Origin of the sequence: Streptomyces venezuelae ATCC 10712 (assembly GCF_008639165.1) — a bacterium.
Lineage (GTDB): Bacteria > Actinomycetota > Actinomycetes > Streptomycetales > Streptomycetaceae > Streptomyces > Streptomyces venezuelae.
On sequence record NZ_CP029197.1, the window covers coordinates 6,913,444 to 6,936,054 of the forward strand.

General features: G+C 75.7%; 21 protein-coding genes and 1 pseudogene. 15 read left to right on the top strand and 7 right to left on the bottom strand.

All coding sequences use genetic code 11. The features are described 5' to 3' along the window. The first annotated feature begins 154 nt into the window (after positions 1-154). Positions 155-2,245 (top strand): DUF5107 domain-containing protein, encoded by a 2,091-nt coding sequence (locus tag DEJ43_RS31690; protein ID WP_015037514.1) that lies wholly within the window; start codon positions 155-157, stop codon positions 2,243-2,245. 79 nt (positions 2,246-2,324) lie between these two features. After that, positions 2,325-2,552, top strand: a complete 228-nt coding sequence (locus tag DEJ43_RS31695; RefSeq protein ID WP_015037515.1) for a hypothetical protein — start codon at positions 2,325-2,327, stop codon at positions 2,550-2,552. Between the two features lie 46 nt (positions 2,553-2,598). Here the strand turns inward: DEJ43_RS31695 and DEJ43_RS31700 are convergent, their stop codons facing one another. After that, on the bottom strand, positions 2,599-3,444 hold the full coding sequence (locus DEJ43_RS31700) for a methyltransferase domain-containing protein (protein WP_015037516.1): 846 nt from the start codon (positions 3,442-3,444) through the stop codon (positions 2,599-2,601). Positions 3,445-3,546: 102 nt separating this feature from the next. Further along, the gene (locus tag DEJ43_RS31705; protein WP_015037517.1) at positions 3,547-4,065 is read right to left on the bottom strand and encodes a GNAT family N-acetyltransferase; all 519 of its coding nucleotides are present in this window, start codon (positions 4,063-4,065) and stop codon (positions 3,547-3,549) included. Positions 4,066-4,239: 174 nt separating this feature from the next. Here DEJ43_RS31705 and DEJ43_RS31710 point away from each other — a divergent pair, with 174 nt between their 5' ends. From DEJ43_RS31710 to DEJ43_RS31720, 3 genes are all read left to right on the top strand, one after another. Continuing rightward, positions 4,240-5,487: a sulfite oxidase gene (locus tag DEJ43_RS31710; protein ID WP_015037518.1), complete on the top strand. Its 1,248-nt coding sequence runs from the start codon at positions 4,240-4,242 to the stop codon at positions 5,485-5,487. Between the two features lie 154 nt (positions 5,488-5,641). Continuing rightward, complete coding sequence (locus tag DEJ43_RS31715; RefSeq protein WP_015037519.1) at positions 5,642-6,874, top strand: aminotransferase class I/II-fold pyridoxal phosphate-dependent enzyme; 1,233 nt, start codon at positions 5,642-5,644, stop codon at positions 6,872-6,874. Between the two features lie 73 nt (positions 6,875-6,947). Further along, on the top strand, positions 6,948-7,988 hold the full coding sequence (locus DEJ43_RS31720) for an MBL fold metallo-hydrolase (protein WP_015037520.1): 1,041 nt from the start codon (positions 6,948-6,950) through the stop codon (positions 7,986-7,988). A 117-nt stretch (positions 7,989-8,105) separates the two neighbouring features. On the opposite strand, the pseudogene DEJ43_RS31725 reads toward DEJ43_RS31720, so the two are convergent. Both DEJ43_RS31725 and DEJ43_RS31730 read right to left on the bottom strand, forming a co-directional pair. Further along, positions 8,106-8,717 (bottom strand): annotated as a pseudogene (locus DEJ43_RS31725) (DedA family protein); the annotation flags it as partial. 17 nt (positions 8,718-8,734) lie between these two features. Continuing rightward, the gene (locus tag DEJ43_RS31730; RefSeq protein WP_015037522.1) at positions 8,735-9,514 is read right to left on the bottom strand and encodes an MBL fold metallo-hydrolase; all 780 of its coding nucleotides are present in this window, start codon (positions 9,512-9,514) and stop codon (positions 8,735-8,737) included. Between the two features lie 136 nt (positions 9,515-9,650). On the opposite strand from DEJ43_RS31730, the gene DEJ43_RS31735 reads away from it, so the two are divergent. The 6 genes from DEJ43_RS31735 (at position 9,651) to DEJ43_RS31755 (ending at position 16,608) form a co-directional block, all read left to right on the top strand. Next, positions 9,651-10,067, top strand: coding sequence for a hypothetical protein (locus DEJ43_RS31735; protein ID WP_015037523.1), 417 nt, complete (start codon positions 9,651-9,653; stop codon positions 10,065-10,067). A gap of 170 nt (positions 10,068-10,237) precedes the next feature. Next, a complete protein-coding gene (locus DEJ43_RS31740) occupies positions 10,238-12,406 on the top strand; it encodes a phage holin family protein (RefSeq protein WP_015037524.1) in 2,169 nt (722 codons plus the stop codon). Between the two features lie 71 nt (positions 12,407-12,477). Then, positions 12,478-13,908, top strand: coding sequence for an amino acid permease (locus tag DEJ43_RS31745; protein WP_078508803.1), 1,431 nt, complete (start codon positions 12,478-12,480; stop codon positions 13,906-13,908). A 101-nt stretch (positions 13,909-14,009) separates the two neighbouring features. Continuing rightward, positions 14,010-14,396: a hypothetical protein gene (locus DEJ43_RS31750; protein WP_015037526.1), complete on the top strand. Its 387-nt coding sequence runs from the start codon at positions 14,010-14,012 to the stop codon at positions 14,394-14,396. A gap of 58 nt (positions 14,397-14,454) precedes the next feature. Beyond that, the gene (locus DEJ43_RS38645; protein WP_158506275.1) at positions 14,455-14,619 is read left to right on the top strand and encodes a hypothetical protein; all 165 of its coding nucleotides are present in this window, start codon (positions 14,455-14,457) and stop codon (positions 14,617-14,619) included. Positions 14,620-14,694: 75 nt separating this feature from the next. Continuing rightward, positions 14,695-16,608, top strand: a complete 1,914-nt coding sequence (locus DEJ43_RS31755) for an alpha/beta hydrolase (protein ID WP_015037527.1) — start codon at positions 14,695-14,697, stop codon at positions 16,606-16,608. A 19-nt stretch (positions 16,609-16,627) separates the two neighbouring features. On the opposite strand, the gene DEJ43_RS31760 is transcribed toward DEJ43_RS31755, so the two are convergent. After that, on the bottom strand, positions 16,628-17,836 hold the full coding sequence (locus DEJ43_RS31760; protein ID WP_015037528.1) for a low temperature requirement protein A: 1,209 nt from the start codon (positions 17,834-17,836) through the stop codon (positions 16,628-16,630). 204 nt (positions 17,837-18,040) lie between these two features. Here DEJ43_RS31760 and DEJ43_RS31765 point away from each other — a divergent pair, with 204 nt between their 5' ends. Beyond that, positions 18,041-18,463: a hypothetical protein gene (locus tag DEJ43_RS31765; RefSeq protein ID WP_015037529.1), complete on the top strand. Its 423-nt coding sequence runs from the start codon at positions 18,041-18,043 to the stop codon at positions 18,461-18,463. 34 nt (positions 18,464-18,497) lie between these two features. Here the strand turns inward: DEJ43_RS31765 and DEJ43_RS31770 are convergent, their stop codons facing one another. Continuing rightward, positions 18,498-19,340 carry a helix-turn-helix domain-containing protein gene (locus DEJ43_RS31770; RefSeq protein WP_015037530.1) on the bottom strand — a complete coding sequence of 281 codons (843 nt, stop codon included), beginning with the start codon at positions 19,338-19,340 and terminating at the stop codon, positions 18,498-18,500. A 92-nt stretch (positions 19,341-19,432) separates the two neighbouring features. Between DEJ43_RS31770 and DEJ43_RS31775 the strand changes: the two genes are divergently transcribed. After that, positions 19,433-19,738, top strand: coding sequence for a 4a-hydroxytetrahydrobiopterin dehydratase (locus DEJ43_RS31775; protein ID WP_015037531.1), 306 nt, complete (start codon positions 19,433-19,435; stop codon positions 19,736-19,738). 77 nt (positions 19,739-19,815) lie between these two features. Then, complete coding sequence (locus tag DEJ43_RS31780; protein WP_015037532.1) at positions 19,816-20,550, top strand: class I SAM-dependent methyltransferase; 735 nt, start codon at positions 19,816-19,818, stop codon at positions 20,548-20,550. A 113-nt stretch (positions 20,551-20,663) separates the two neighbouring features. Here DEJ43_RS31780 and DEJ43_RS31785 read toward each other — a convergent pair whose 3' ends face one another. Next, positions 20,664-21,545 (bottom strand): Rossmann-fold NAD(P)-binding domain-containing protein, encoded by an 882-nt coding sequence (locus DEJ43_RS31785; protein WP_015037533.1) that lies wholly within the window; start codon positions 21,543-21,545, stop codon positions 20,664-20,666. 93 nt (positions 21,546-21,638) lie between these two features. Here DEJ43_RS31785 and DEJ43_RS31790 point away from each other — a divergent pair, with 93 nt between their 5' ends. Next, entirely contained in the window at positions 21,639-22,571 is a 933-nt protein-coding gene (locus DEJ43_RS31790; protein ID WP_015037534.1) for an AraC family transcriptional regulator, read from the top strand. Positions 22,572-22,611 lie beyond the last annotated feature (40 nt).

A 22,611-nucleotide genomic window follows, 5' to 3' on the forward strand; every position in this document is an offset into this window, starting at 1 on the left:
CCCGGCTGCCACCCGGCGCGCCGACCCTCCACAGTACGGGCGGCGACCGCCCCGCCGCCCGGAATATCCGGGCGGCCCCCGGACCCCCGGCCCTGCCGAAGCCCGATGCGGAGAGCCCCTGGTCAGGACGGGCCACGGCGTGTTCGATGGGGCGATGACGACCGTACGACGAGCCGTACTGACGCTGCCCGCCGCCCCGTTGGGCCCGGACAACCCGCTGCCCGCCCTGCGGACCCCCGCCGGCGCCGGGGGCCACGCGGTCGACGCGTCGACCCTCGCGGAGCTCCCGCGCGACATGGCCCGCGGTATCGGCCGCTCCCCGCTGCGCAGCCTGCTGCCCGCACCCGTGCGCGACGGGTACGGTCGCGAGCGCATCCCCACGGACCTCGACACGATCGTGATCGAGAACGACCGGCTCCGGGTGACGGTGCTGCCCGGCCTCGGCGGCCGCGTCCACTCCCTCCACCACAAGCCCACCGGTCGCGAACTCCTCTACCGCAACCCGGTGTTCCAGCCCGCCGCCTTCGCCCTCAACGGCGCCTGGTTCTCCGGCGGCGTCGAATGGAACATCGGGGCCACCGGCCACACCACCCTGTCCTGCGCGCCGCTCCACGCGGCCACCGTCCGCGCCCCCGACGGCGGGCCGATGCTCCGGCTCTGGGAGTGGGAGCGGCTGCGTGACCTGCCCTTCCAGGTCGACCTCTGGCTCCCGGAGGGCTCCGACTTCCTGTACGTCGGGGTCCGGATCCGCAACCCCCACGAGCGCCCCGCCCCCGTCTACTGGTGGTCGAACATCGCCGTCCCCGAGGACCGCCGGGTCCTCGTCCCCGCCGACGCGGCCTGGCACCACGGCTACGAACGCGGCCTGCGCCGCGTCCCCGTGCCCGCGTCCGAGGACGGCACGGACCGCTCGTACCCGCGCGGCAGCTCCCACGCGGCCGACTGGTTCTACGACCTGCCCGAGGGGCAGCGCCGCTGGATCGCCGCCCTCGACGGCGACGGCACCGGCCTCGTCCAGACCTCCACCGACCCGCTGCGCGGCCGCAAGCTCTTCGTGTGGGGCACCGGGCGCGGCGGCCGGCGCTGGCAGGAGTGGCTGACGGAGCCCGGCACCCCCGGGTACGCCGAGATCCAGGCCGGGCTCGCCCGCACCCAGCTGGAACACCTGGAACTCGCGGGCGGCGCCGAGTTCAGCTGGCTGGAGGCGTACGGACCGCTCGCCGCCGACCCCGCCACCGTCCTCGGCGAGGACTGGGCCGCCGCCCGCGCGGACGTCGAGCGCACCCTCGCGGGGGCGCTGCCCCGGGCCGCCGTCGACACGGCGTACACCGCCTGGCGGGAGGGGGCCGCCGACACCGCGCCGGACGAGGTCCTGGCGACCGGATCGGGCTGGGGAGCCCTTGAAGTCCTGCGCGGGGGACACGAGTTGCCCGGCACGCCCTTCCCCGAGTCGACGATCGGCCCCGATCAGGAGCCCTGGCGGGAGCTGCTCCGCACCGGCGTCCTGCCGCCCCCGGCCGAGGGCGCCGCACCGGGCGCGCCGCTGGTCGCCGCGCCGTGGCGGGACATGCTGGAGACCGCCCCGGCCGACCCCTCCACCGAGTACCACCTGGGCATCGCCCAGTGGCACGCCGGTGACCGGGCCCAGGCCGTACGGAGCTGGGAGCGGGGCCTCAAGGAGGCCACCGTGCGCTGGCCGCTGCTGTACTGCCTGGCCGTCGCCGACCGGGAGGACGGCCACCCGGACCGCGCGGCCGAACGCTTCACGGAGGCCTTCACCAGCCACGAGGCGCAGGACCGGAGCGGGCAGGACCGGAGCGGGCGGGACCGGAGCGGGCGCGACGGGGCCGGGAACGACGGGGCCGGGGGCGACGGGGCCGGGACGGACCGGCCCGTGCGGGCCCCGGTAGCGCGGCACGGCGCGGACCCGGCCCCGGGGGACACCGTGGCCGCCGCCCTCGCCCGCGAGGCGATCGAGGCGCTCCTCGCCGTCGGCCGGCCCGACCGCGCACGGGCCCTGTGGTCCCGGCTCCCGGAGCCGGCCCGCCGACGCGGTGCCTTCCGGCTGCTCGAAGCCCGGCTGCTGCTCGCCGAGGGCCGGCGGGACGAGGCCCGTGCCGTCTTCGACGCGGGATTCGAGGTCGCGGACCTGAGTGAGGGCGCGGAGATCCTCGGCGAGATCTGGGCCCGGCTCACCGACGAACCCCTGCCGGACGCCTACGAGTTCAGGATGCGCCCGAGCTGAGAAAGGAGCGGCCGGGGCGAGCGTCCCGGCCGCTACCCTGATCCGTGACGCGACCGAGCGGGGGATCGGAGGTCCGGCGATGGCGGCGTGGGCGACACAGGAGTGCAGATGCGGCCATCCGCGCTTCCGGCACGGCGAACCCCGCTTCTCCGGCACGTGCGGCGCCTGCCTCTGCGAGGCCTTCGCGCTGCCCCCGCCCCCGGCGATCCCGGACGAACCGCCCCCGCCCCCACCGCCCGACCGCACACCCCACCCGAGCTGCCCGCTCCAGGACCCGGACTGCCTCGGCGTCCACGACTTCTCCTGACCGTCCTGGGCCACGTCTCCACCGGGCGACGTGATCGGGCGGCCGGTCAGGACACCCGGCACAGGATCTCGCCGTGCGGGACCATGAACCAGGCGTCCTCCCGCGCACCCCATTCGCGCCAGGCCTCCGCGATCGACGTCAGTTCGGCGCGGGTCGCGTGGCCGCCGGACACGGCCAGTTCGGCGTAGTCGGAGCCGGTCGTACGGTCCGCCCACAGGCCGCTCCACCAGGCCCGCTCGTCGGGCGTGGCGAAACACCAGGTGGCGGCCGTCGTGGTGATCTCGGTGAAGCCGGCCCGGCGGGCCCAGGAGACGAGGCGCCGGCCCGCGTCCGGTTCGCCGCCGTTGGCGCGGGCGACCCGGTGGTACAGGTCCAGCCAGCCGTCCAGCGCGGGCCGTTCGGGGAACCAGGTGAAGGCGCCGTAGTCGCTGTCGCGGGCCGCGACGACGCCGCCGGGGCGGCAGACCCGTCGCATCTCGCGCAGGGCCTGCACCGGGTCGCCGACGTGCTGGAGCACCTGATGGGCGTGGACGACGTCGAAGGAGTCGTCGGGGAAGTCCAGGGCGTGCACGTCGGCGACCGCGAACTCGACGTTGCCCAGGCCGCGTTCGGCCGCGACCGCGCGGGCGTTCGCCAGTACGCCCTCGGCGGCGTCGACCGCCGTCACCCGGCCCGGCGCGACCAGCGCCGCCAGGTCGGCGGTGATGGTGCCGGGCCCGCATCCCACGTCCAGGACGTCCAGTCCGGCGGTCAGCGAGGGCAGCAGGTAGGCCGCGGAGTTGGCGGCGGTCCGCCAGGTGTGCGAGCGCAGGACCGACTCGTGGTGGCCGTGGGTGTAGACGGCGGTCTCATGGGCTGCCGGGTGGGCGGAAGGGGCGGAGGCGTGCGTCATCGAAGCGGCTCCCTCGGTGTGGTTGCGTGCTCACCACCGTACGCAGTGATGTCGAATGATGAGACCCGCGTATCGCCATGTGGACACGCCGTGTCGTGGGGCTCAGGCGAACAGGTCGCGCCCGTAGCGGAGTTCGGCCAGCTCCCGGCCACCCGTCTCCTCCCGCACGACCTCGCCGTCCGGCCGCCAGCCCGCCGCCTCGTAGAAGCGGCGCCCCCGTGCGTTCCCCTCGAAGACCCACAGCGCGGCCGCGCGGAACCCCGCCTCCACGAGCGCCTCGGCGGACGCCGCGAGGAGCGCCCTCCCCACCCCCGTGCCCCACGCCTCCGGCAGGGCGTACAGGGCGGCGAGCTCGGCCGTGGTCCCCGGGGCGAACGTCTCGTCGGGCCAGGCCCGGAAGCAGGAGAAGGCCCGCACCCGCCCGCCGGGACCCGTCGAGACCAGGACCGTGGGCCGGTCCGGGGCCGCGAGCCGCGCCCGCCACACGGCGGTGCGCTCCTCGACGTCCAGGGCCGCCAGATACGCGTCGGGGACCAGGCCGCGGTAGGCGGCCCGCCAGGACAGCACCTGCACGGCGGCGACAGCCGCCGCGTCCTCGGGAAGGGCTTCACGGATCACCATGCGGCATTGTCGGCCGAGGACGGCCGGCCCGCCCGCCGTTTTCCGGAGCGACCCTTCCGACCTGACGAAGCCTGTGTGACAGCACCATGAACGGGCCGTCAGGAGCGGCCCCGCGCGCCTAGGATCGGCCCGCCGCCGCCCGGTGGTTGCGCCCTCAACCCGCCGAGGAGTCCCGTGCAAAACCCGCCCGTGCCCGCCCGCCGCTCCCTGCTCAAGGTCCTCGCGGCGGCCCCCGCGGTCTCCGCGCTCGGCGGGCTCGCCACCGCCGCACCCGCACACGCCGCACCCACGCCCGCCGCGCCCGCCTCCGGGCCCCTCGCCACCCCGGGCCTCCTCTCCGCGCCCGGGATCGTCAAGGCCCTCCCGTCCGAGCACTTCACCGTCCGCGGCACCAACGCCGAAGCGCGCTTCGACGCCTTCGGGGACACCGGCGCGCTCACGCCCGCCGACCGGTTCTTCGTCCGCAACCACACCTCCACCCCCGTCCTCGACGCCGCCGACTGGCGGCTGACCCTCTGGGGCGACGGACTGCACGGCCGCGGCCCCGTCCACTTCACCTACGGCCAGCTCCGCGACCTGCCCTCCGTCACCCGTACGGCCCTGATCGAGTGCGCCGGAAACGGCCGCAGCCTCTACGCCAGCCAGCAGGGCGAACCGGTCACCGGCACCGCCTGGACCCTGGGCGCCGTCGGGGCCGCCCGCTGGCGCGGGGTGCGGCTCGCCGACGTGCTGCGGCGGGCCGGGATCGCGCGGGACGCCGTCGACCTCCTGCCGCGCGGCCTCGACGACCCGTACGTCTCCGGCGGGATCGACTACGGCCGGGTCCGCCGCCCGCTGCCGGTCGCCAAGGCCTTCGACGACGTCATCCTCGCGTACGAGATGAACGGCGAGCCCCTCCCGTACGACCACGGCCACCCCGTCCGGCTCGTCGTGCCCTCCTGGGTCGGCATCGCCTCCATCAAATGGCTCGGCGACATCGAGGTCTCCACCCGGCCGCTGAGCTCGCCCTGGTCCACCGACTGGTACCGCCTCTTCGGCGCCGCCCACCCGGCCGGAGGCAGCGCCCCGATCAGCCGCCAGACGCTCAAGTCCGCCTACCAGCTGCCGTTCGGCGCCACCCTGGAGTCCGGCCGCGTCCACCGCCTCACCGGCCGCGCCTGGTCCGCCCTCGCGCCCGTGCGCTCGGTCGAGGTGTCCACCGACGGCGGCGCCCACTGGCGGCGCGCCCACCTCCACGACACGCCGCGCCGGGACGGCTGGGTGCGCTGGAGCGTGCCGTGGCGCCCGCGGAGCACCGGACCCGTCACCCTGCTCTCCCGCACCACCGACACCGCCGGCAACACCCAGCCCGAGCGGGCCGTCCACAACACGCAGGGCTACCTCTTCAACGCCGTCGTGCGCCACCCGGTGACCGTCGTCTGAGCCCGCGGCCCGCCCGCCGCCCGCTCGCCCGCCGCCCGACCGTCGCCTGAATGACGCCTGAATGACGCCTGGAGCGGCGGAACCGGACGAACCTTCGTATAAAGGGCACGGGGGTGCCGTGCCGGCGCCCCCGTGCGCTCAGGAGGTACGGGACATGCGGCAGACGGCTCCGGACGGCCGCGGCCCGGTGCGCTACGGCCCTCCGGCCACCGACACCGGGCTGCCCGTCCTGCCGGGGCTCGCCGGACTCCTCGCCGCCGCCGCGGGCCGGACCGCGCCCGAGCCGCCCGGCGGCGGCCCGGTGCTGCGCGAGGCCGCCGCCGGTTACTGGTGGCGGCGCGGCCTGCGCACCCACCCCGAGGACGTGGTCGCGGGACCCGGCGCCCCCGCCCTGCTCCTCGCCCTGGTCGCCGCCCACGGCGGCGACCTGCTGCTGCCCCGGCCCTGCCCCGCCTGGTGGACCCCGCAGGCCCGGCTCCTCGGCCGCCCGACGTACCACGTGCCGACCCCGGCCGAGGCCGGCGGCGTCCCCGACCCGTACGCCCTCATGGAGACCGTCCGCCGGATCCGCGCCGAGGGCGGCGACCCGCGCGTCCTGCTGCTCTCCGTCGCCGACGACCCCACCGGCACCGTCGCCCCGCCCGAACTCGTCCGCGAGGCCTGCGAGGCGGCCGTCGCTGAGGGCCTGCACGTCATCAGCGACGAGACCTGGCGCGACACCCGCCACCACCCCGAGGACACCGTGCTCCTCAGTCCCGCCGAGATGTGCCCGGACGACGTGACGATCCTCTCCGACCTCGGCGGCGCCCTCGCCCCGGCCGCCTGGCCCTGCGCCGTCGCCCGCTTCCCGCCCACCGACCCGTCCCGCGCCGACCGCTGGACCGACCGCCGGGCCCGCGTCCTCGACGTGCTCACCGCCCTCGGGGCCGTCGTGCCCGGGCCCGTCGCCCCCGCCGCCGCGCACGCCCTCGACGAGCCGGAGGACGTGACCGTACGCGCCCGGCGCGCCGCCGCCGTCCACGGGCGCCTCGCCGGGGCCGCGCACCGCGCCGTGCTCGCCGCCGGGGCCCTCGCCCGGCCGCCGCAGGCCGGCCGCCACCTCTACGCCGACCTCGGGCCGCTGCGGGCCGGTCTCGCCGCCCGGGGTGTCACCGACTCCCTGGAGCTGGAGAACCACCTCACCGACCGGCTCGGCGCCCCCGTGACCGGCGGCCACCGCTTCGGCGACGAGCTCGGCGCACTCCGGGTGAGGTTCGGTACCGGCATGTTCCTGGGCAGGAGGGAGGAGGAACGCGCCGAGACCCTCGGCGCACGGGACCCGGAGGAGCTGCCCCATGTGGCGCGGAGACTGGCCGAGTTCGGAGGAGCCCTGGAGGAACTCCGGTGACCACGCCCCCCGAAGCCGCACCCCTCGACCCTCCGGTCCCGGCCGAACGATCCGCGCAGAACGGAGCCCGCACATGACGGAACGGACGGCACACCCCGCGCGCGCCGCACAGGCCCCCCGCGCCGCCACGGCCCCGGCGCCGCCCGCCCCCGGGCTCCAGCCGGTGGGCCGGCTGCGGTCCGACTGGCCCCGTACCTTCGCCGACCGGCTCACCGCCCCCCTCCCCGGCGTGCGTGCGCTGGCCCGCTTCGCCCGCGAGGGAGCCGTACGCCCCCGCCCCGAAGGCCTCCGCGACATCCCGCTGCTGCCCTTCGAGCCCGGCCCGCTCCCGCCGGCCGGGCCCGACACACTGGCCGTCACCTGGGCCGGGCACGCCAGCTGGGTGCTGCGGATCGGCGGGCTGACCGTCCTCACCGACCCCGTCTGGTCCCGCCGCATCTTCGGCACCCCCGCCCGGCTCACCCCGGTCGGCGTCCGCTGGGAGGACCTGCCGCGCGTCGACGCCGTCGTCATCAGCCACAACCACTTCGACCACCTCGACGCCCCCACCCTGAAGCGGCTGCCCCGGCACACCCCGGTCTTCGTCCCGGCCGGCCTCGGCCGCTGGTTCGCCCGCCGCCGGTTCACCCGGGTGACCGAGCTCGACTGGTGGGAGGCGGCCGAACTCGACGGCGTGCGCTTCGACTTCGTCCCCGCCCACCACTGGTCCAAGCGCACCCTCCTGGACACCTGCCGCTCCCTGTGGGGAGGCTGGGTGCTCACCGACCGGTCCGGCCGGCGCGTCCACTTCGCCGGGGACACCGGCTACGGCCACTGGTTCGCCGAGATCGGCCGCCGCTACCCCGGCATCGACCTGGCCCTGCTCCCCATCGGGGCCTACGACCCCCGCTGGTGGCTCAGCGACGTCCACACCGACCCGGAGGAGGCCGTCCGCGCCCACCAGGACCTGGGGGCCCGGCGGATGGCCCCGATGCACTGGGCGACCTTCGTGCTGTCCTCCGAGCCCGTCCTCGAACCCCTCACCCGGGTCAGGGCCGCCTGGGAGCAGGCCGGGCTGTCCCGCGATGACCTGTGGGACCTGCCGGTCGGCGGCTCACGGGTGCTCGTGCCCTGAGGTCCCGCGCCCTGACGTCCCGCCCCCTGACGTGCCCTGGCCTGACACCCCGTGTCCCGATGTCCCGTGTCCCGATGTCCCCTGTCCCGACGTCTCCTGTCCTGACGGCTCGTCCGCCGCCGCCCGCCCCCTGAGCCGCCGCCACAGCGCGGGCACCGCGCTGATCAGCACCGTGAGGCCGACCGCCGCGACCACGCCCTGCCACGGCTCGGGGAAGAGCGAGCCGCCCAGGATGCCGATCAGCTGGTACGTCGCCGCCCAGGCCAGACAGGCGGCGACGTCGCCCCGGACGAACCGCCGCAGCGGCATCTCCGACAGCAGGCAGGCCAGCATCACGGGGATGCGCCCGGCCGGCACGAGCCGGGACAGCACGAGCACGGACACCTGATGGGTGTCGAGCCGCTCCTGCGCGTGGGCGAGCCGCTCGGGGGTGACCCGGCCCCGCAGCGAGGCGAGCCACCGGGAGCCGTTGCGCGAGCGGATCCCGCGCTGTCCCAGCCAGTAGAGCGCCGCGTCGCCGAGGCACGCGGCGAACGCCGCCACCAGGAACACGTACAGCAGCGCGAACGGCGAGGACTGGTGGAAGGCGACCACCGCCGCCGAGCTGACGATCGCGCCCGTCGGCACGACCGGCACCAGCGCGCCGAGCGCCACCAGCAGGAACAGCGAGGGGTAGCCGACGGCCTGCTGCGTCGACTCCGGCGGCAGGTCGCCGGCCGCCGCCAGGATGCCGGTGAACCCCTCGCTCACCGGGCGACCTCCGGCCGCACCCGCTCGCCGTGGCCGAGCAGGTGCACCGTCACCTTCGGCGCGAGCCGCGCCGCGTGCCGTACGAACTCGTCCCCCGGCGCGTGGAACTCGTGCGGGCGGACCCCGTCGAGCCCGATCGGCCAGTACGTGCCGTAGTGCACCGGCACCGCCGCCGCCGGCGACAGCGCGGCCAGCGCCTCGGCCGCCCGGCCCGCGTCGAGGTGCCCGTGCCCGAGGTAGGGCCCCCAGCCGCCGACCGGCAGCAGCGCCACGTCCACCGGCCCGACCGCCTCGGCCATCCCGTCGAACAGTCCGGTGTCCCCGGCGAAGTACGTCCGCGCCTCGCCCTCGACGACGTACCCGAGCGCGGGAGCGCGGTGCGGCCCGACCGGCAGCCGCCGTCCGTCGTGGCGCGCGGGCACGGCCCGTACCGTCACGCCCTCCACCGTCACCGTGTCGCCCGGCTCCACCTCGGCGAGCCGCACCCCGTTCGCTTCGAGCCTGCGCAGTCCCGGTACGGCGGCGGGGGCGCCGCGCGGTACGACGAGCAGGGTCCCGGGCGCGATCCGGGCAAGCGAGGGCAGGTGCAGGTGGTCGGAGTGCAGGTGCGAGACGAGGACGGCCTCGGCGGCCGCGGCCTCCGGCGGCGGCACGGCCCCGCGCCGACGGCGCAGGTGCGCGAGCCGCCGCGCGAACAGCGGATCGGTGAGGAAGCGGACCCCGGAGTCCTCGACCGTGCAGGTCGCGTGACCCCACCAGGTGACCTCCACCGGCATGCCGCCTTCCGTTCTCGTGGGCCGGGGCCGCCGTGCACGATGTCCGTGACCGTTCCCCAACTCCCCATCGAGGGTAAATGTCCGGAGCGGGCACCGGAGGATGTTCGGCCGTGCCGTACCGCAGTAGGGTCGGCCCATGGACGACGTTCGGGTGGCGGCGATCGCCAGCCTCACCCCGCTCGAAGAGCTGGACAGCGACCCCTTCCTTGTCGACACGCGCGGCCAGTACGCGGTGTGTGCCCGCTGGGCCGACGAAAAGGGGTACGTGGTCGCCCGCCAGCTGCTGTTCTACGGACTCCGGCCGGACCACGCGGCGCTCTGGGTGGACGTGGAGGCGGGCGCGGTCGACCTGTTCGTCGCCGCCAACGAGCGGGTCCTCGCCCGCGCCCTGACCTCCGTGCCCGGCTTCCGCGCCGAGTGCGCCCGGCGCGGGGTGCGGGTGGAGACCGCCTGCCCCGAAGGCCCCGCGTGCGAACCGGTGTACGACACGGCCGCCAAGGCCGGTGTCCACCGGCGCCTCTCGATGCCGACGGCGGGCTACGACGGCTCCTGACCGTAGGGGCCCGGGCCCCCTGGCGGAACCGCCCCTCCCCGCACCCGTGAGGGCCCCTCGTCCACGTCCGACCTGACACACCCTGGCCCGCCGCCGTCACCCGTTCTCCCCGCCGGCCGTGGGCGTTGTGCCACGCTTGGGACAGGAAACGGGCGAAAGGTGAAGCGGGCGTGGGTGACGGGCGATGGGGTGGCGCCGAGCGCTGGCGGTCCGCGGGCAGGGCACTGGGGCGGGTGGTCGCCGTCTGGGCGGTCTCCACGCTCACGATGCTGATCCTCGCCGCCCTGCTCCCCGCCTTCGCGCTGCAGTCCGCCGAAGGCGACACCTTCACGAGGACGGCGCTCACCGCGGCCGCGGCGGCCGGCGCGTTCGGTCTGCTCGGCGCGCTCGTGTGGCCGCTGATCGTGCGGGCCCTGCTGCTCGTCCCGGCCCTCGTGCTCGGTCTGCTCGTCTTCTTCCTCAACGGCTCGCTGCTGCTCGTCGCGCTCTGGCTGGTCCCCGACGGCCGCGGCACCGCCGACCCCGAGACCGCCGTCGTGGTCGCCGCCGTCATGTCGGCCGTCGCCTCGGCCACCTCCACCGGCCTCGCCGTCCGCGACGACGACGCCTACCGCCGCCGCCTCTACCGGCTCACCGGCCGCACCCGCCCCCGGGTCTCGGACGGCTCGCCCGAGCAGGCCCCGGGGACGGTCTTCCTCCAGCTCGACGGCGTCGGCCTGCACGTCCTGCGCGGCGCCGTCGCCGACGGGCTCATGCCGACCGTCGCGTCCTGGCTCGAGGCGGGCCACCGGCTCACGCCCTGGCGCACCGACTGGTCCAGCCAGACCGGCGCGAGCCAGCTCGGCATCCTGCACGGCTCGAACGAGGACGTGCCCGCCTTCCGCTGGTACGAGAAGGACACCGGCCGGGTGATGGTGTCGAACCGGCCCGCGAGCGCCGTGGAGCTCCAGCGCCGGGCGGTGCGCCGCACCGGTGACGGCGGCCTCCTCACCGTCGACGGCGCCTCGCGCGGCAACCTCTTCAGCGGCGGCGCCGACCAGCTCGCCCTCGTCCTGTCGATGGCCGCACGGCGCGGCCGGCGCAACCGCTCGCGGGCCGGCTACTTCGCGTACTTCTCCGACCCGGCCAACGCCGTCCGCACCGCCGGATCGCTGGTCGCCGAGTGCTTCCGTGAGATCTTCCAGTCGACCGGGGCGCTGCTGCGCCGCGAGACCCCGAGGGTCTCGCGCGGCGGCACGTACCCCTTCGTCCGCGCCTTCGCGACGGTCGTGGAGCGGGACGTCGTGGTCGCGGCCGTCATGGGCGACATGCTCGCCGGGCGGACCGCCGTCTACGCGGACCTCGTCGCCTACGACGAGGTGGCCCACCACTCGGGCCCGCACGGCCGGGACACCGACCAGGTCCTGCGGCGCCTCGACCGCTCGGTGGCGCTGATCGCCACCGTCGCCGAGCACGCCCCGCGCCCGTACCGGATCGTGCTCCTCTCCGACCACGGGCAGAGCCCGGGGGAGACCTTCGAGGGGGCGTACGGGCTGACGCTCAAGGAGCTGGTCAGGGCGGGGTGCGGCCTTCCGGTGCCCCGGCGGGTGCGCCGTATCCGCCGGGGGCGTCCCGGGGCGGGGTCCGGGGGCGGCTCGGAGGCGCGCGACGCGGCGCGGGACGCGCTGCGGCTCGCGCTGCACCGGCCCGTGGACGAGACCGGCGAGACGGCGAAGGAGCTGCCCGCCCGTCCCTCCGAGCCGATCGTCCTCGCCTCCGGAAACCTGGGTCTCGTCTCGTTCCCCGACGTGCCGCACCGGATGACGCGGGAGGAGATCGATCGCCGCCATCCGGCGCTGCTGCGCGCCCTCGCCCACCATCCGGGCATCGGTTTCGTGCTGGTGGCGAGCGAGGAGCACGGTTCGGTGGTGCTCGCCCGTGACGGGGTGGAGGTGCCGGTGGCCGAGCTCGACGACGGGGGGCCGCTCGCCGTCTTCGGGCCGGGCGCGGCGCGCGCGGTGCGGCGGACGGACGGCTTCCCGCACGTCGCGGACATCATGGTCAACTCGATGTACGACCCGGCGACCGGCACCGTGCACGCCTTCGAGGAGCAGATCGGCTCGCACGGCGGTCTCGGCGGCGAGCAGTCGCACCCCTTCCTGCTGTCCCCGCCGGAGTTGTCGCCGCCCGTGGCGGCGGGGGAGGAGCTGGTCGGCGCGGAGCAGGTGCACCAGGTGCTGCGGCGCTGGCTCCGGGAGTGCTCGGGTCCGCAGGTGCCGCTGGAGATTTCGCCGCCCACGGGCGGTTCGGAATCACTTCTTCCGGTTGACCGGCCGGTCGCACAGGACAAAAACCGCTGATTTGGACGCCTGTTCGGCACTACCGGACGATGGCCCGGAATGTCCGAACGACGGCGAAGGCGCACCACCCGATGAGCACGGCCACCACAACTCCACAGCGCGACACCGAAGCCGCCACGGGCACCCCCGCCGGCCGCGGGCACTCCCGCCGCTTCGGCCTCCCCGTCGCGACCGCCCTGGTCATGGGCAACATCATCGGCGGCGGCATCTTCCTGCTGCCCGCCTCCGTCGCCCCCTTCGGCACCATCAGCCTCCTCGCCTTCGGCGTCCTCACCCTCGGCGCGATCGCCCTCGCCCTCGTCTTCGGCCGCCTCGCCCACCGCCACCCGCTGACCGGCGGGCCCTACGTCTACGCCCGCGAGGCCTTCGGCGACTTCGCCGGATTCCTGACGGCATGGTCGTACTGGATCACCACCTGGGTCTCCAACGCCGCCCTCGCCGTCGCCGCCGTCGGCTACCTCGACGTGCTGGTCCCGCTCCACGGATCGAAGCCCGCGACCATCGCCGCCGCGCTCCTCCTCCAGTGGCTGCCCGCCCTCGCCAACCTCGCCGGCACCCGCTACGTCGGCGCCGTGCAGCTCGTCGCGACCGTGCTCAAGTTCGTCCCGCTGCTGCTCGTCGCCGTCGGCGGCCTGCTCTCCTTCGACAGCGCCAACCTCGGCCCCTTCCGCGCCACCGACGGGAGCGCCCTCGGCGCCGTCTCCGCCTCCGCCGCGATCCTGCTCTTCAGCTACCTCGGCGTCGAGTCGGCCGCCGTCAGCGCCGGCGAGGTCCGCGACCCGCGCCGCAACGTCGGCCGCGCCACCGTCCTCGGCACCCTCGGCGCCGCCCTGCTCTACCTCCTCACCACCCTGTCCGTCTTCGGCACCGTCCCGCACGAGCGGCTCGTCGCCTCCGACGCCCCCTTCACGGACTCCGTCAACCTCATGTTCGGCGGCACCTGGGGCGGCACGGCCGTCGCCTGCATGGCCCTCGTCTCGATGGTCGGCGCGCTCAACGGCTGGACGCTGCTCAGCGCCCAGACCCCGTACGCCGCCGCGCGCGACGGCCTCTTCCCGAAGGCCTTCGCCCGCAAGCGGCGCGGAGTCCCCACGGCCGGCGTCCTCGTGACCGTCGTCCTCGCCTCGCTCCTCACCGTCTACAACTACACGGCCGGCGCCGAGGGGGTCTTCGAGACCCTCGTCCTCGTCACCACCTTCACCGCCACCGTGCCGTATCTGCTCTCCTCCGCCGCGCAGTTCTCCTTCCTGCTCTCCGGGCGGTCCGACCGCGTCCACCGCCCCCGTCTGATCCGCGACACCGTCCTCACCCTCGCCGCCTTCGGCTTCTCCCTCTGGCTGGTCGCCGGTTCCGGCTACGCGGCGGTCTACCAGGGCGTGCTGTTCCTCTTCGCGGGCGTGCTCGTGTACGCGGGGATGTCCGCCCGCAGGCAGCGCGCCGGCGGTGACGACCGCACCACGGACACCCCGGAGGCCCCGGAGGTCCGGGAAGCCCGGCCGTAGGGGGGCGGGGGCGTCCGGCGGGGGACACCTCTTAGGCCGCCCGGGCGGATCTGCGCTCCGGCGCGCCTCCCGGGGGTTCGGGCGGGGCAGGACGGTTCACCGTGAGCCCCGTGCACCGGACGACCCGTGCGCCCGCCGGACCGGCGGGCCGCCCGGCACGTCCGCGGCCCGCCCGGCGCCGCTGGATCGTGCTGCTCCTCGTCGTCGCCGCGCTGTTCGGCACCGGGGCGGCCGCCACGCTCACCGGCGGCGCCGAGCTCCGGCCGGCCGCCGCCTCCCCGGCGTCCGACACCGGCGGCGAGACCCACGACCCGGCCGCCGCCGAGGCCGGGCTGCCCGGCCGGACCCGGCGGCACCGCACGGGCGCCCGGCCCGCCCCCGGACACCGGCACCCCCGCGGCGCCCGCCGCCCCTCCCGTACCACCGTCCCGGCCCCCGGCCCCGCCCCGCGCGGCGACGCGCTCCGGTGCGTGGTGATGCGCTGCTGAGAGGCCCGCACCTCCCGGCAGTTCTCGACATCACCCCCGCACCACGAGGAGCTTCGTCATGCCCGTCGACCCGTACGCCGTCCTCCAGGCCCTGCTGCGCGCCGAGGCCTCGCGCGCCGGACGCGCCGACCGCAGGGCGTCCGAACCCGCCGCCCCGGCCCCCGAACCCGCCGCCTCCCCTGAGCCCGAGCCGGCCCCGTACCGGGAGGACCCCGTCCGCTGACCCTCCGTCACGCCCGGACGCGGCCCACGCGAAATCTGATTGCGTACCGGCGTCCGGGCGTACCAGGCTGTCCCGATGACCTCGACCGACCGGAACACCAGCCCCGATCGGTCCGCCGGACCCGAACCCGCCGACGACCCGCCCACCGGCCCGGACACCGACACAGGACCAGGACCAGGCACAGGACCAGGCGCAGGCACAGGCACAGGCACAGGCACAGGCATCTCACCCCGCAGGGGCACCCGTGCCGCGTCGGTCGGCCGGCGCGCCGCCGACCGGCTGCTCGCCTTCGCGCGGCGCCCCTACTGGGACCGCCCCGACCCCGCGTACCGCATCCGACGGTGGCCCGACCTCGTCGCGCTCTGCTTCGCCACCGTCTTCTTCTGGTCGAGCCTCACGCCCTCCCTCGTGCCCCGCCCCTGGTACCTCCAGGGGCTCGTCGGCGGCATCACCGCCGTCATCGGGTACGCCCTCGGCTCCGGGCTCGCCTGGCTCTACCGGGCCCTCGCGCCGTGGCGGCCGCCCGAGTGGTTCCGCACCCGCTGCTGGCAGGCGTACTGGCTGCTCAGCCCGGTCCTCGCCGTCTGGCTCATCTCCGAGAGCGCCCGGATGCAGCGTCAGCTGCGGGTCCTCCAGGGACTGCCGCCCGCCCTCACCTGGCACACCCCGATGATCGCCCTGATCGCGCTCGGCCTGCTGCTCGCCGCCCTCCTCGTCGCCCGCGCCGTACGCCTCGGGGCCGTCACCCTGATCCGGCTGCTCGGCCGGCTCCTGCCCCGCCCCGTCGCCTTCGCCGTCGGCGCCGTCCTGTCCACCCTCGTCGTCCTCGTCGGCGTCCGCGACATCGTCTTCGACCGCGGGGTCGTCGACCTCGCCGACCGCATCGCCGAGGCCACCAACGGCGGCACCAAGGACGGCATCCGCCGCCCCGCCTCCCGGTTCGTCTCCGGCGGACCCGGCTCCCTCATCCCCTGGACGGACCTCGGCTACCAGGGCCGCAACTTCACCGGCTCCACACCCACCCGCGCCACCCTCACCGCCTGGACGGGCCGCCCCGCCCGGGCCCCCGTCCGCGTCTACATACCCTCCGCGCTGCCCGCCGCCTTCGACGACGGCAGCCCCTTCGCCGCCCAGGCCCGGCTCGCCGTCCGCGAACTCGACCGCACCGGCGCCTTCGACCGCGCGGTGCTCGCCGTCGCCGGGACCACCGGCACCGGCTGGGTCGACCCGAACGTCGCCGAGGCCCTGGAGTACATGTACGGGGGCGACACGGCGATCGTCGCCGTCCAGTACTCGTACCTCCCCAGCTGGGTCTCCTTCCTCGTCGACAAGGAGAAGGCCGGCCAGGCCACCCGCGCCCTCCTCGACGCCGTGCGCGACCGGCTCGGCACCCTGCCCGCCGACCGGCGGCCCAAGCTCGTCGTCACCGGTGAGAGCCTCGGCGCCTACGCCGTGGAGGCCTCCTTCGAAGGCGCCGACGACCTGCTCGCCTCCACCGACGGCGCCCTCCTCATGGGCGCCCCCAACTTCTCCCCGATTTCCCGCGAGATCCGCCGCGACCGCGACCCCGGCAGCCCCGTCTGGCGCCCCCAGTACCGGGGCGGCACGCGGATCCGCTTCGCCCAGTTCCCGGAGACCGACCTGGCCCGCCCGGCGAGCGCCTGGGGACACCCGCGCGCGGTCTACCTGCAGAACGCCTCCGACCCCGTCGTCTGGTGGTCGCCCGACCTCCTGCTCAGCCGCCCCGCCTGGCTCGACGAACCCCTCGGCCCCGACATCACCCCCGAGATCAGCTGGTTCCCCTTCGTCGCCTTCTGGCAGACCTCCGTGGACATGGCCGTCTCGTACGGAGTCGACGCCCCGCACGGCCACCGCTACGGGGCGGGGGCCGTCGACGGCTGGGCGGCCGTCCTCCCGCCGCCCGGCTGGACCGACGCCGACACCAGGCGCCTGCGTGCCTTCATCGCCCACCGCCCGGCGGCGTACTGACCGAGGGGGACCGGCCGGCTCAGGCCGCCTCCACCGCCTCGAACGTCCCCGACGTGCGCCGGCCGTGGACCCAGACCAGGGCCGCCGCCGTCGTGGCCAGGGCGGCCAGGGCCACCAGGGCCGGCACCAGACCGACCAGCGGGCCGGCCGCCAGGCAGCACACGCCGCCCGCGGCAAGGGCGAAGGGGCGGCGGCCCGTGGTCCGCAGCACGATCGCGGCCGCGCCCAGCAGATACACCCCCACCCCGCCCGTCAGCGACCAGGCGACGACCCCGTGCAGCGGCTCGGCGAGGCCGTAGTGGCCGGTGTCGGCGACCTGCTGGAGGGCCTTCTTCATGCCGAGCGCGCAGAGCACCACGCCCGCGACCAACGGCAGGTGCAGGAAGGTGTACACGTCCCGGGCGAAGCGGGTGCGGTCGTCGCCGTCCAGCGCCGCCAGCCGGTGCTCGGCCGCCTCGCCGAGCTGCCGGAAGTACAGCCGCCACAGCCCGGCCGAGAGCAGCAGCCCGGCCGCGGACGCGCCCAGCACCGCGACCGTGAGCGGGAATCCGGAGACGCCGACGCCCATCGCGACGATGGACTCGCCGAGCGCGATGATCACGATCAAGCCGTGCCGCTCGGCGAAGTGCCCGGGGGAGTTGACCCGCCATCCGGAGGAACCGGTGACGTAGATGCCGCCGTAGTCGACGGCCACCGCCCCGAGCCAGAGCAGGAGTTGGACCCGCCCGCTGTACGCGCTGCCGATCAGGAGCAGCACCAGCGGCGGCAGCACCGACGCCAGGGCCGTACGCCGCAGGGTGACGCGCAGGGCGCGGTCACCCGGGCCGGACAGCCAGTACGACGCCAGGTGCAGGACCCGCACCGCGCCGTAGCAGAGCACGAACAGCAACGGCGCCGAAAGACCGCCGGGCTCGTCCGCGAAGACCTCCGGCACCGCGAGCGACACGATCAGGACCACGGCCATCACCGTCACCAGCACCCCGAAGAGGGCGCCGGAGTCGGCCCGTACGACATTGCCCAGCCAGGCGAAGCAGCACCAGCACCACCACAGCAGCGCGAGCACGACCATCCCGCCGACCACCCGCAGCGGCGACGGCGCGACCGCCATCAGCGCGGTGACCTGGGTGATCGCGTACACGAACACCAGGTCGAAGAAGAGCTCCGCGGGCGTCACCTTGTGATCGTCCCCGGTGGCCACCATGCGGGCCCGTTCCCCGTTCCACACCATCCGTCTCTCCCCCTCCGGGCAGACCGCTCCCGGCCACCCCGGCGCGAACAATACTCACGCCAGGACCGCCCGCATGACCTCCCACGTAATCGACCCCCCGCCGCCCGCCCGGCATGCTCGGAGACACCGGAACCCGGGCGGCGCACTCCGCTCGGGCTCCGGGCCCACCACCAGCGCGAACGTCCCCACGGAGGGTGATCCGTCATGTCCCAGGCCCTGCTCACCGGTCTCGCCCGCACCACCCGCCCCCAGGTCGCGGTACGCCGCTTCCTCGCCCTCGACGCCGTCGTCACCGGCGGCAACGGCATCGCCTACGCCGTGGCCTCCGGCCCGCTGGGGGAGTTCCTCGGCGTCGACCCCGGGCTGCTGCTCGAACTCGGCGTCCTGCTCACCGTGTACGCCGCCGGGGTCGCCTGGCTCGCGAGCCGGCCCCAGCCCCCGGCGCTCGGAGTGAAGCTCGTCGTCGATATCAACGCACTCTGGGCCGTCCTCAGCCTCGTCGCCCTCGTCGCGTGGCTGGAGCCGACCACCGCCGGACTGGTGTGGACGCCGCTGCAGGCCCTGACCGTGGCCGGGTTCGCCGCGGCCCAGTGGGCGGCCCTGCGGGCCGTCGCCACCGGCCGCTGACCGGCGGCGCCCGGCCTGATCCGCAGGACCGGCCCTAGTCCAGCGGCGGCAGCGAGCGGAGGTAGGCGACCGTCGCCGGGTCGGCCGGGAGGAACGTCTCGATGGCCAACTCGGCGACCGTCACGTCCAGCGGCGTGTTGAACGTCGAGATCGACGACACGAAGGAGAGCACCCGCCCGTCGTGCTCGATGCGCAACGGCAGGGCGAAATACGGGTACACCTCCTCCGGGCCCGGACCGGAGCCGTGACCGGAACCGTCCGGCACGGGCTCCTCGTCCGCGCCCGGCGGCAGCGGATACGCCGCCACCTCCTCGTACAGCGCGCGCAGCGACTCCGAACGCACCAGCGCTATCTGACGCTCCATCTGGCCCAGCAGATGTCCCCGCCACTCCCGCAGGTTCCGGATCCGGGGCGCCAGACCCTCCGGGTGCAGCGTGATCCGCATCGCGTTCAGCGGCGGCGTGAGCAGGTGCTCCGGCAGCCCGTCCAGGAGCAGCCCGATGCCCCGGTTGGCCGCCACCACCGTGTACGAGCCGTCCACCACCAGCGCGGGGAACGGCTCGTACCCCTGCAACAGCCGCTCGATGCCCGCCCGCAGCGTCTCGAGCCGCGGCGCGTCGAGCGGCGACTCGGCGTACCGGGGCGCGTACCCCGCGGCGAGCAGCAGCGCGTTCCGCTCGCGGACCGGCACCTCCAGGTGCTCCGCGAGCCTCAGGACCATCTCCTCGCTCGGCCGGGACCGGCCCGTCTCCACGAACGAGATGTGCCGCGCCGAGGAGTCGGCGCGCAGGGCCAGCTCCAGCTGGCTCAGCCGCCGCTGCTCCCGCCAACCGCGCAGCAGCGGCCCTACCCCCGTGTCGCTCACGACAGTTGTCATGGCCAGACGGTATCCCAGAGGAGGACCCGGGTAGCTTTCCCCGGGGACCCCTGTCCGTCACCCGCGCCACCCTGACCGGAGGGAGCACCGCCGTGCCCACACAGCCGCTGTCGCAGAAGGAGATCGAGGACCGACTGCGGGAGCTCCCCGGCTGGTCCTTCGAGGACGACCGCCTCACCCGCGAGTACCGGCTCGACGACCACTTCGCGGCGACCGCGCTCGTCGTCCACGTGGCGCGGATCCAGCAGGAGCTCGACCACCACTCGGACCTGACCCTCGGCTACAACACCGTCGCCCTCTCCGTGAACAGCCACGACGCCGGTGGCGCCGTGACCGAGAAGGACTTCGGACTCGCCGAGCGCGTCGAACGGATCGCCCCGGGACACGGAGCCCGATAGCCCCCGCCCGCCGACGGGCTCCCGCCCCGGTGCCGGCCGGCCGTCTCCCTCGTACGATCATCCGCATGGCGGAGACCGTGCTCGACTACGAGGCCGAGGCAGCCCACTACGACCGGACCCGGGGCGGCGAACCCCGGGCCGCGGCGGCGGCCGAGGCCGTCCTGCGGCTCGTGCCGCCCGGCGCCCGCACCCTGCTCGACCTGGCCTGCGGCACCGGCCTCGTCACCGAGCGGCTCACCCGGCCCGGACTGCGGGTGTACGGGGCCGACGCCGCCCACGCCATGCTGCGGGTCGCCGCCGGGCGCGCCCCCGGCCGGGTCGTCCGCGCCGACGCCCGCCGGCTGCCGTTCCCCGATGCCTCCCTGGACGCGGTGAGCGCCGTCTGGCTGCTGCACCTCGTGCCGTTCGCGGCGGAGATCGTCGCCGAGGCGGCCCGTGTCCTGCGGCCCGGCGGCGTCCTGATCGCCACCGTCGACAAGGACGCCGCGCACGACGTCGGCAGCGACATCGACGCGGTCCTCGGCCCGCACCGCTCGGCCGAAACCGCCTCCGACCGGGCCGACCTGATCACCCGTCACGCCGACCGGCACGGCCTCGACCCCGCCCCCGGCACCCACTTCACCGGCCACGGCCAGGGCGGCACCCCGCGCGGGACCGCGCGCAAGCTCCGCGCCGGCTACTTCGCCTCCTGGTTCCCCGGCGACCCGTCGACCGTCGAGACCCTCGCCACGGCCCTGGCCGCCCTCCCGGACCAGGACCGCCCCCGCGCCGAACCCCGGTACCGCCTCGCCCGCTTCGTCCTGCGGGCCTGAGGCCTGGCGGCCGTACGGGGCCGACCGCCGGATGGGCTCTCCGCTTCGTCCGCCGGGCCTGAGACCCGGCGGCGGTACGGGGCCGGCCCCCGGGCCGACTCGGCCGTACGGGCTCAGACGTCCGCCTCGGCTCCCGCCCAGGTCGCCTCCGCGAACGCGCGGAACGAGCGCGGCTCCCGGCCGAGGACCCGCCGCACGCCGTCCGTCACCGAGGCGTTGTGCCCGTCGAGGAGCGTCGCGAACAGGGCGGCCAGCCATGCGGCCTCCGGCGCCGGGAGCCCGAACCCGGTGAGCAGCTTCGCGTAGTCGGCCCCGGACACCGCCTCGTAGGCCACCGGACGCCCCGAGGCGCGCGCGATCTCCGCCGCCACCTCCGCGAAGCCGATCGGGCGCGGCCCCGTCAGCTCGTGCACCCGCCCCGTGTGGCCGTCCCCCGTCAGCGTCTCGACGACCACGTCCGCGAGGTCGTCCACGTCGACGAACGGCTCCGCCGTGTCACCCGCGGGGAAGACGACGACGCCCTCCGCGACCCCTTCCGCGAGCAGCCCCTCGGAGAAGTTCTGCGCGAAGAACGCGGCCCGGACGACGGTCAGTTCCACCCCGACGGCCGCCGTGCGCAACGCCTCCTCCGCCACCACCGCCTCCGGCTCCCCACGGCCGGACAGCAGCGTCAGCCGACGGACGCCGTGCTCCGCGGCCAGCCGGCCGAAGACCTCCATCGCCTCCGCCGCGCCGGGCGCGGCCAGGTCCGGGTAGTACGCCACGTACGCGGCGTCCGCGCCCCGCAGCGCCGGGCCCCAGGTCTCCGGGGACTCCCAGTCGAAGGCGGTAGCGCCGGTACGGGACCCGGCGCGGACGGTCGCCCCGCGCGCCGCGAGCCGCTCGGCGACCCGCCGTCCGGTCTTGCCGGTGGCGCTGGTGACCAGAACGGTCGTCGTGCCGGTCCCGGCCGTCGTGCCCGTCGTGCTCAGTGAGTTGTTCGTCTGCGTCGTCATGGCTCAAGCCTCCCGCCCACCGCCCCCCGCGCCCATGCTCCGCCGTCTCACCCCCCTACGCGTCCGTCTCACCCCGGCCTAGGCTTGCGGTCCATGGACGCACTCGCCGGACTCCTCGACGGACCCCGCGCCCGGGGCGCCTTCCTGCTCCGCATGATCATGGAGCCGCCGTGGTCCGTACGGATCGAGGACGGCGCCCCGCTCTGCCTGATGTGCGTCACCGAGGGCGAGGCCTGGATCGTCCCCGACACCGGGGAGCCCGTCCTGCTGCGGCCCGGTGACATCGCCATCGCCCGCGGCCCGGAGCCGTACACCGTCGCCCACGCCGCGGACGCCCCGCCGAGCGCCCGGATCGGCCCGGACGGCACCTGCACCACCCTCAGCGGGGAGCCGCTGGCCGAGACCATGCGGCTCGGCGTCCGCACCTGGGGCAACGCCCCCGACGGCGGCACCACGGTCCTCGTCGGCACCTACCGGATGGACGGTGAGGTCGGCCGGCGGCTGCTCGACGCCCTGCCGGGCGTGCTCCACCTGCCCGCGGACGTGTGGAACTGCCCCCTGATGCCCTTCCTCGACGAGGAGATCGCCCGCGACGAACCCGGCCAGAGCGTCGTCCTCGACCGGGTCCTCGACCTGCTGCTCATCGCCGGGGTCCGCGCCTGGTTCTCCCGGCCCGGCGCGCGGGCCCCCGCCTGGTACCGGGCCATGGGCGACCCGGTGGTCGGCCGGGCGCTCCGGCTGCTCCAGGACGACCCCGCGCACCCCTGGACCGTCGCCTCGCTCGCCGCGAAGGCGGGGGTGTCCCGGGCCGCGCTCGCCCGCCGCTTCACCGAGCTCGTCGGCGAGCCCCCGATGGCGTACCTCACCGGCTGGCGGCTGGCGCTCGCCGCGGACCTGCTGCGCGAGACCGACGCCACCGTGGAGTCCGTCGCCCGGCAGGTCGGCTACGGCGGAGCGTTCGCCCTGAGCGCCGCGTTCAAGCGGGTCAGGGGAGTCAGCCCGCAGGAGCACCGTGCGGGAGGGTGAGGTTCTCCTTGCCGAACCGGCAACTTTTCTCGCGATCCCG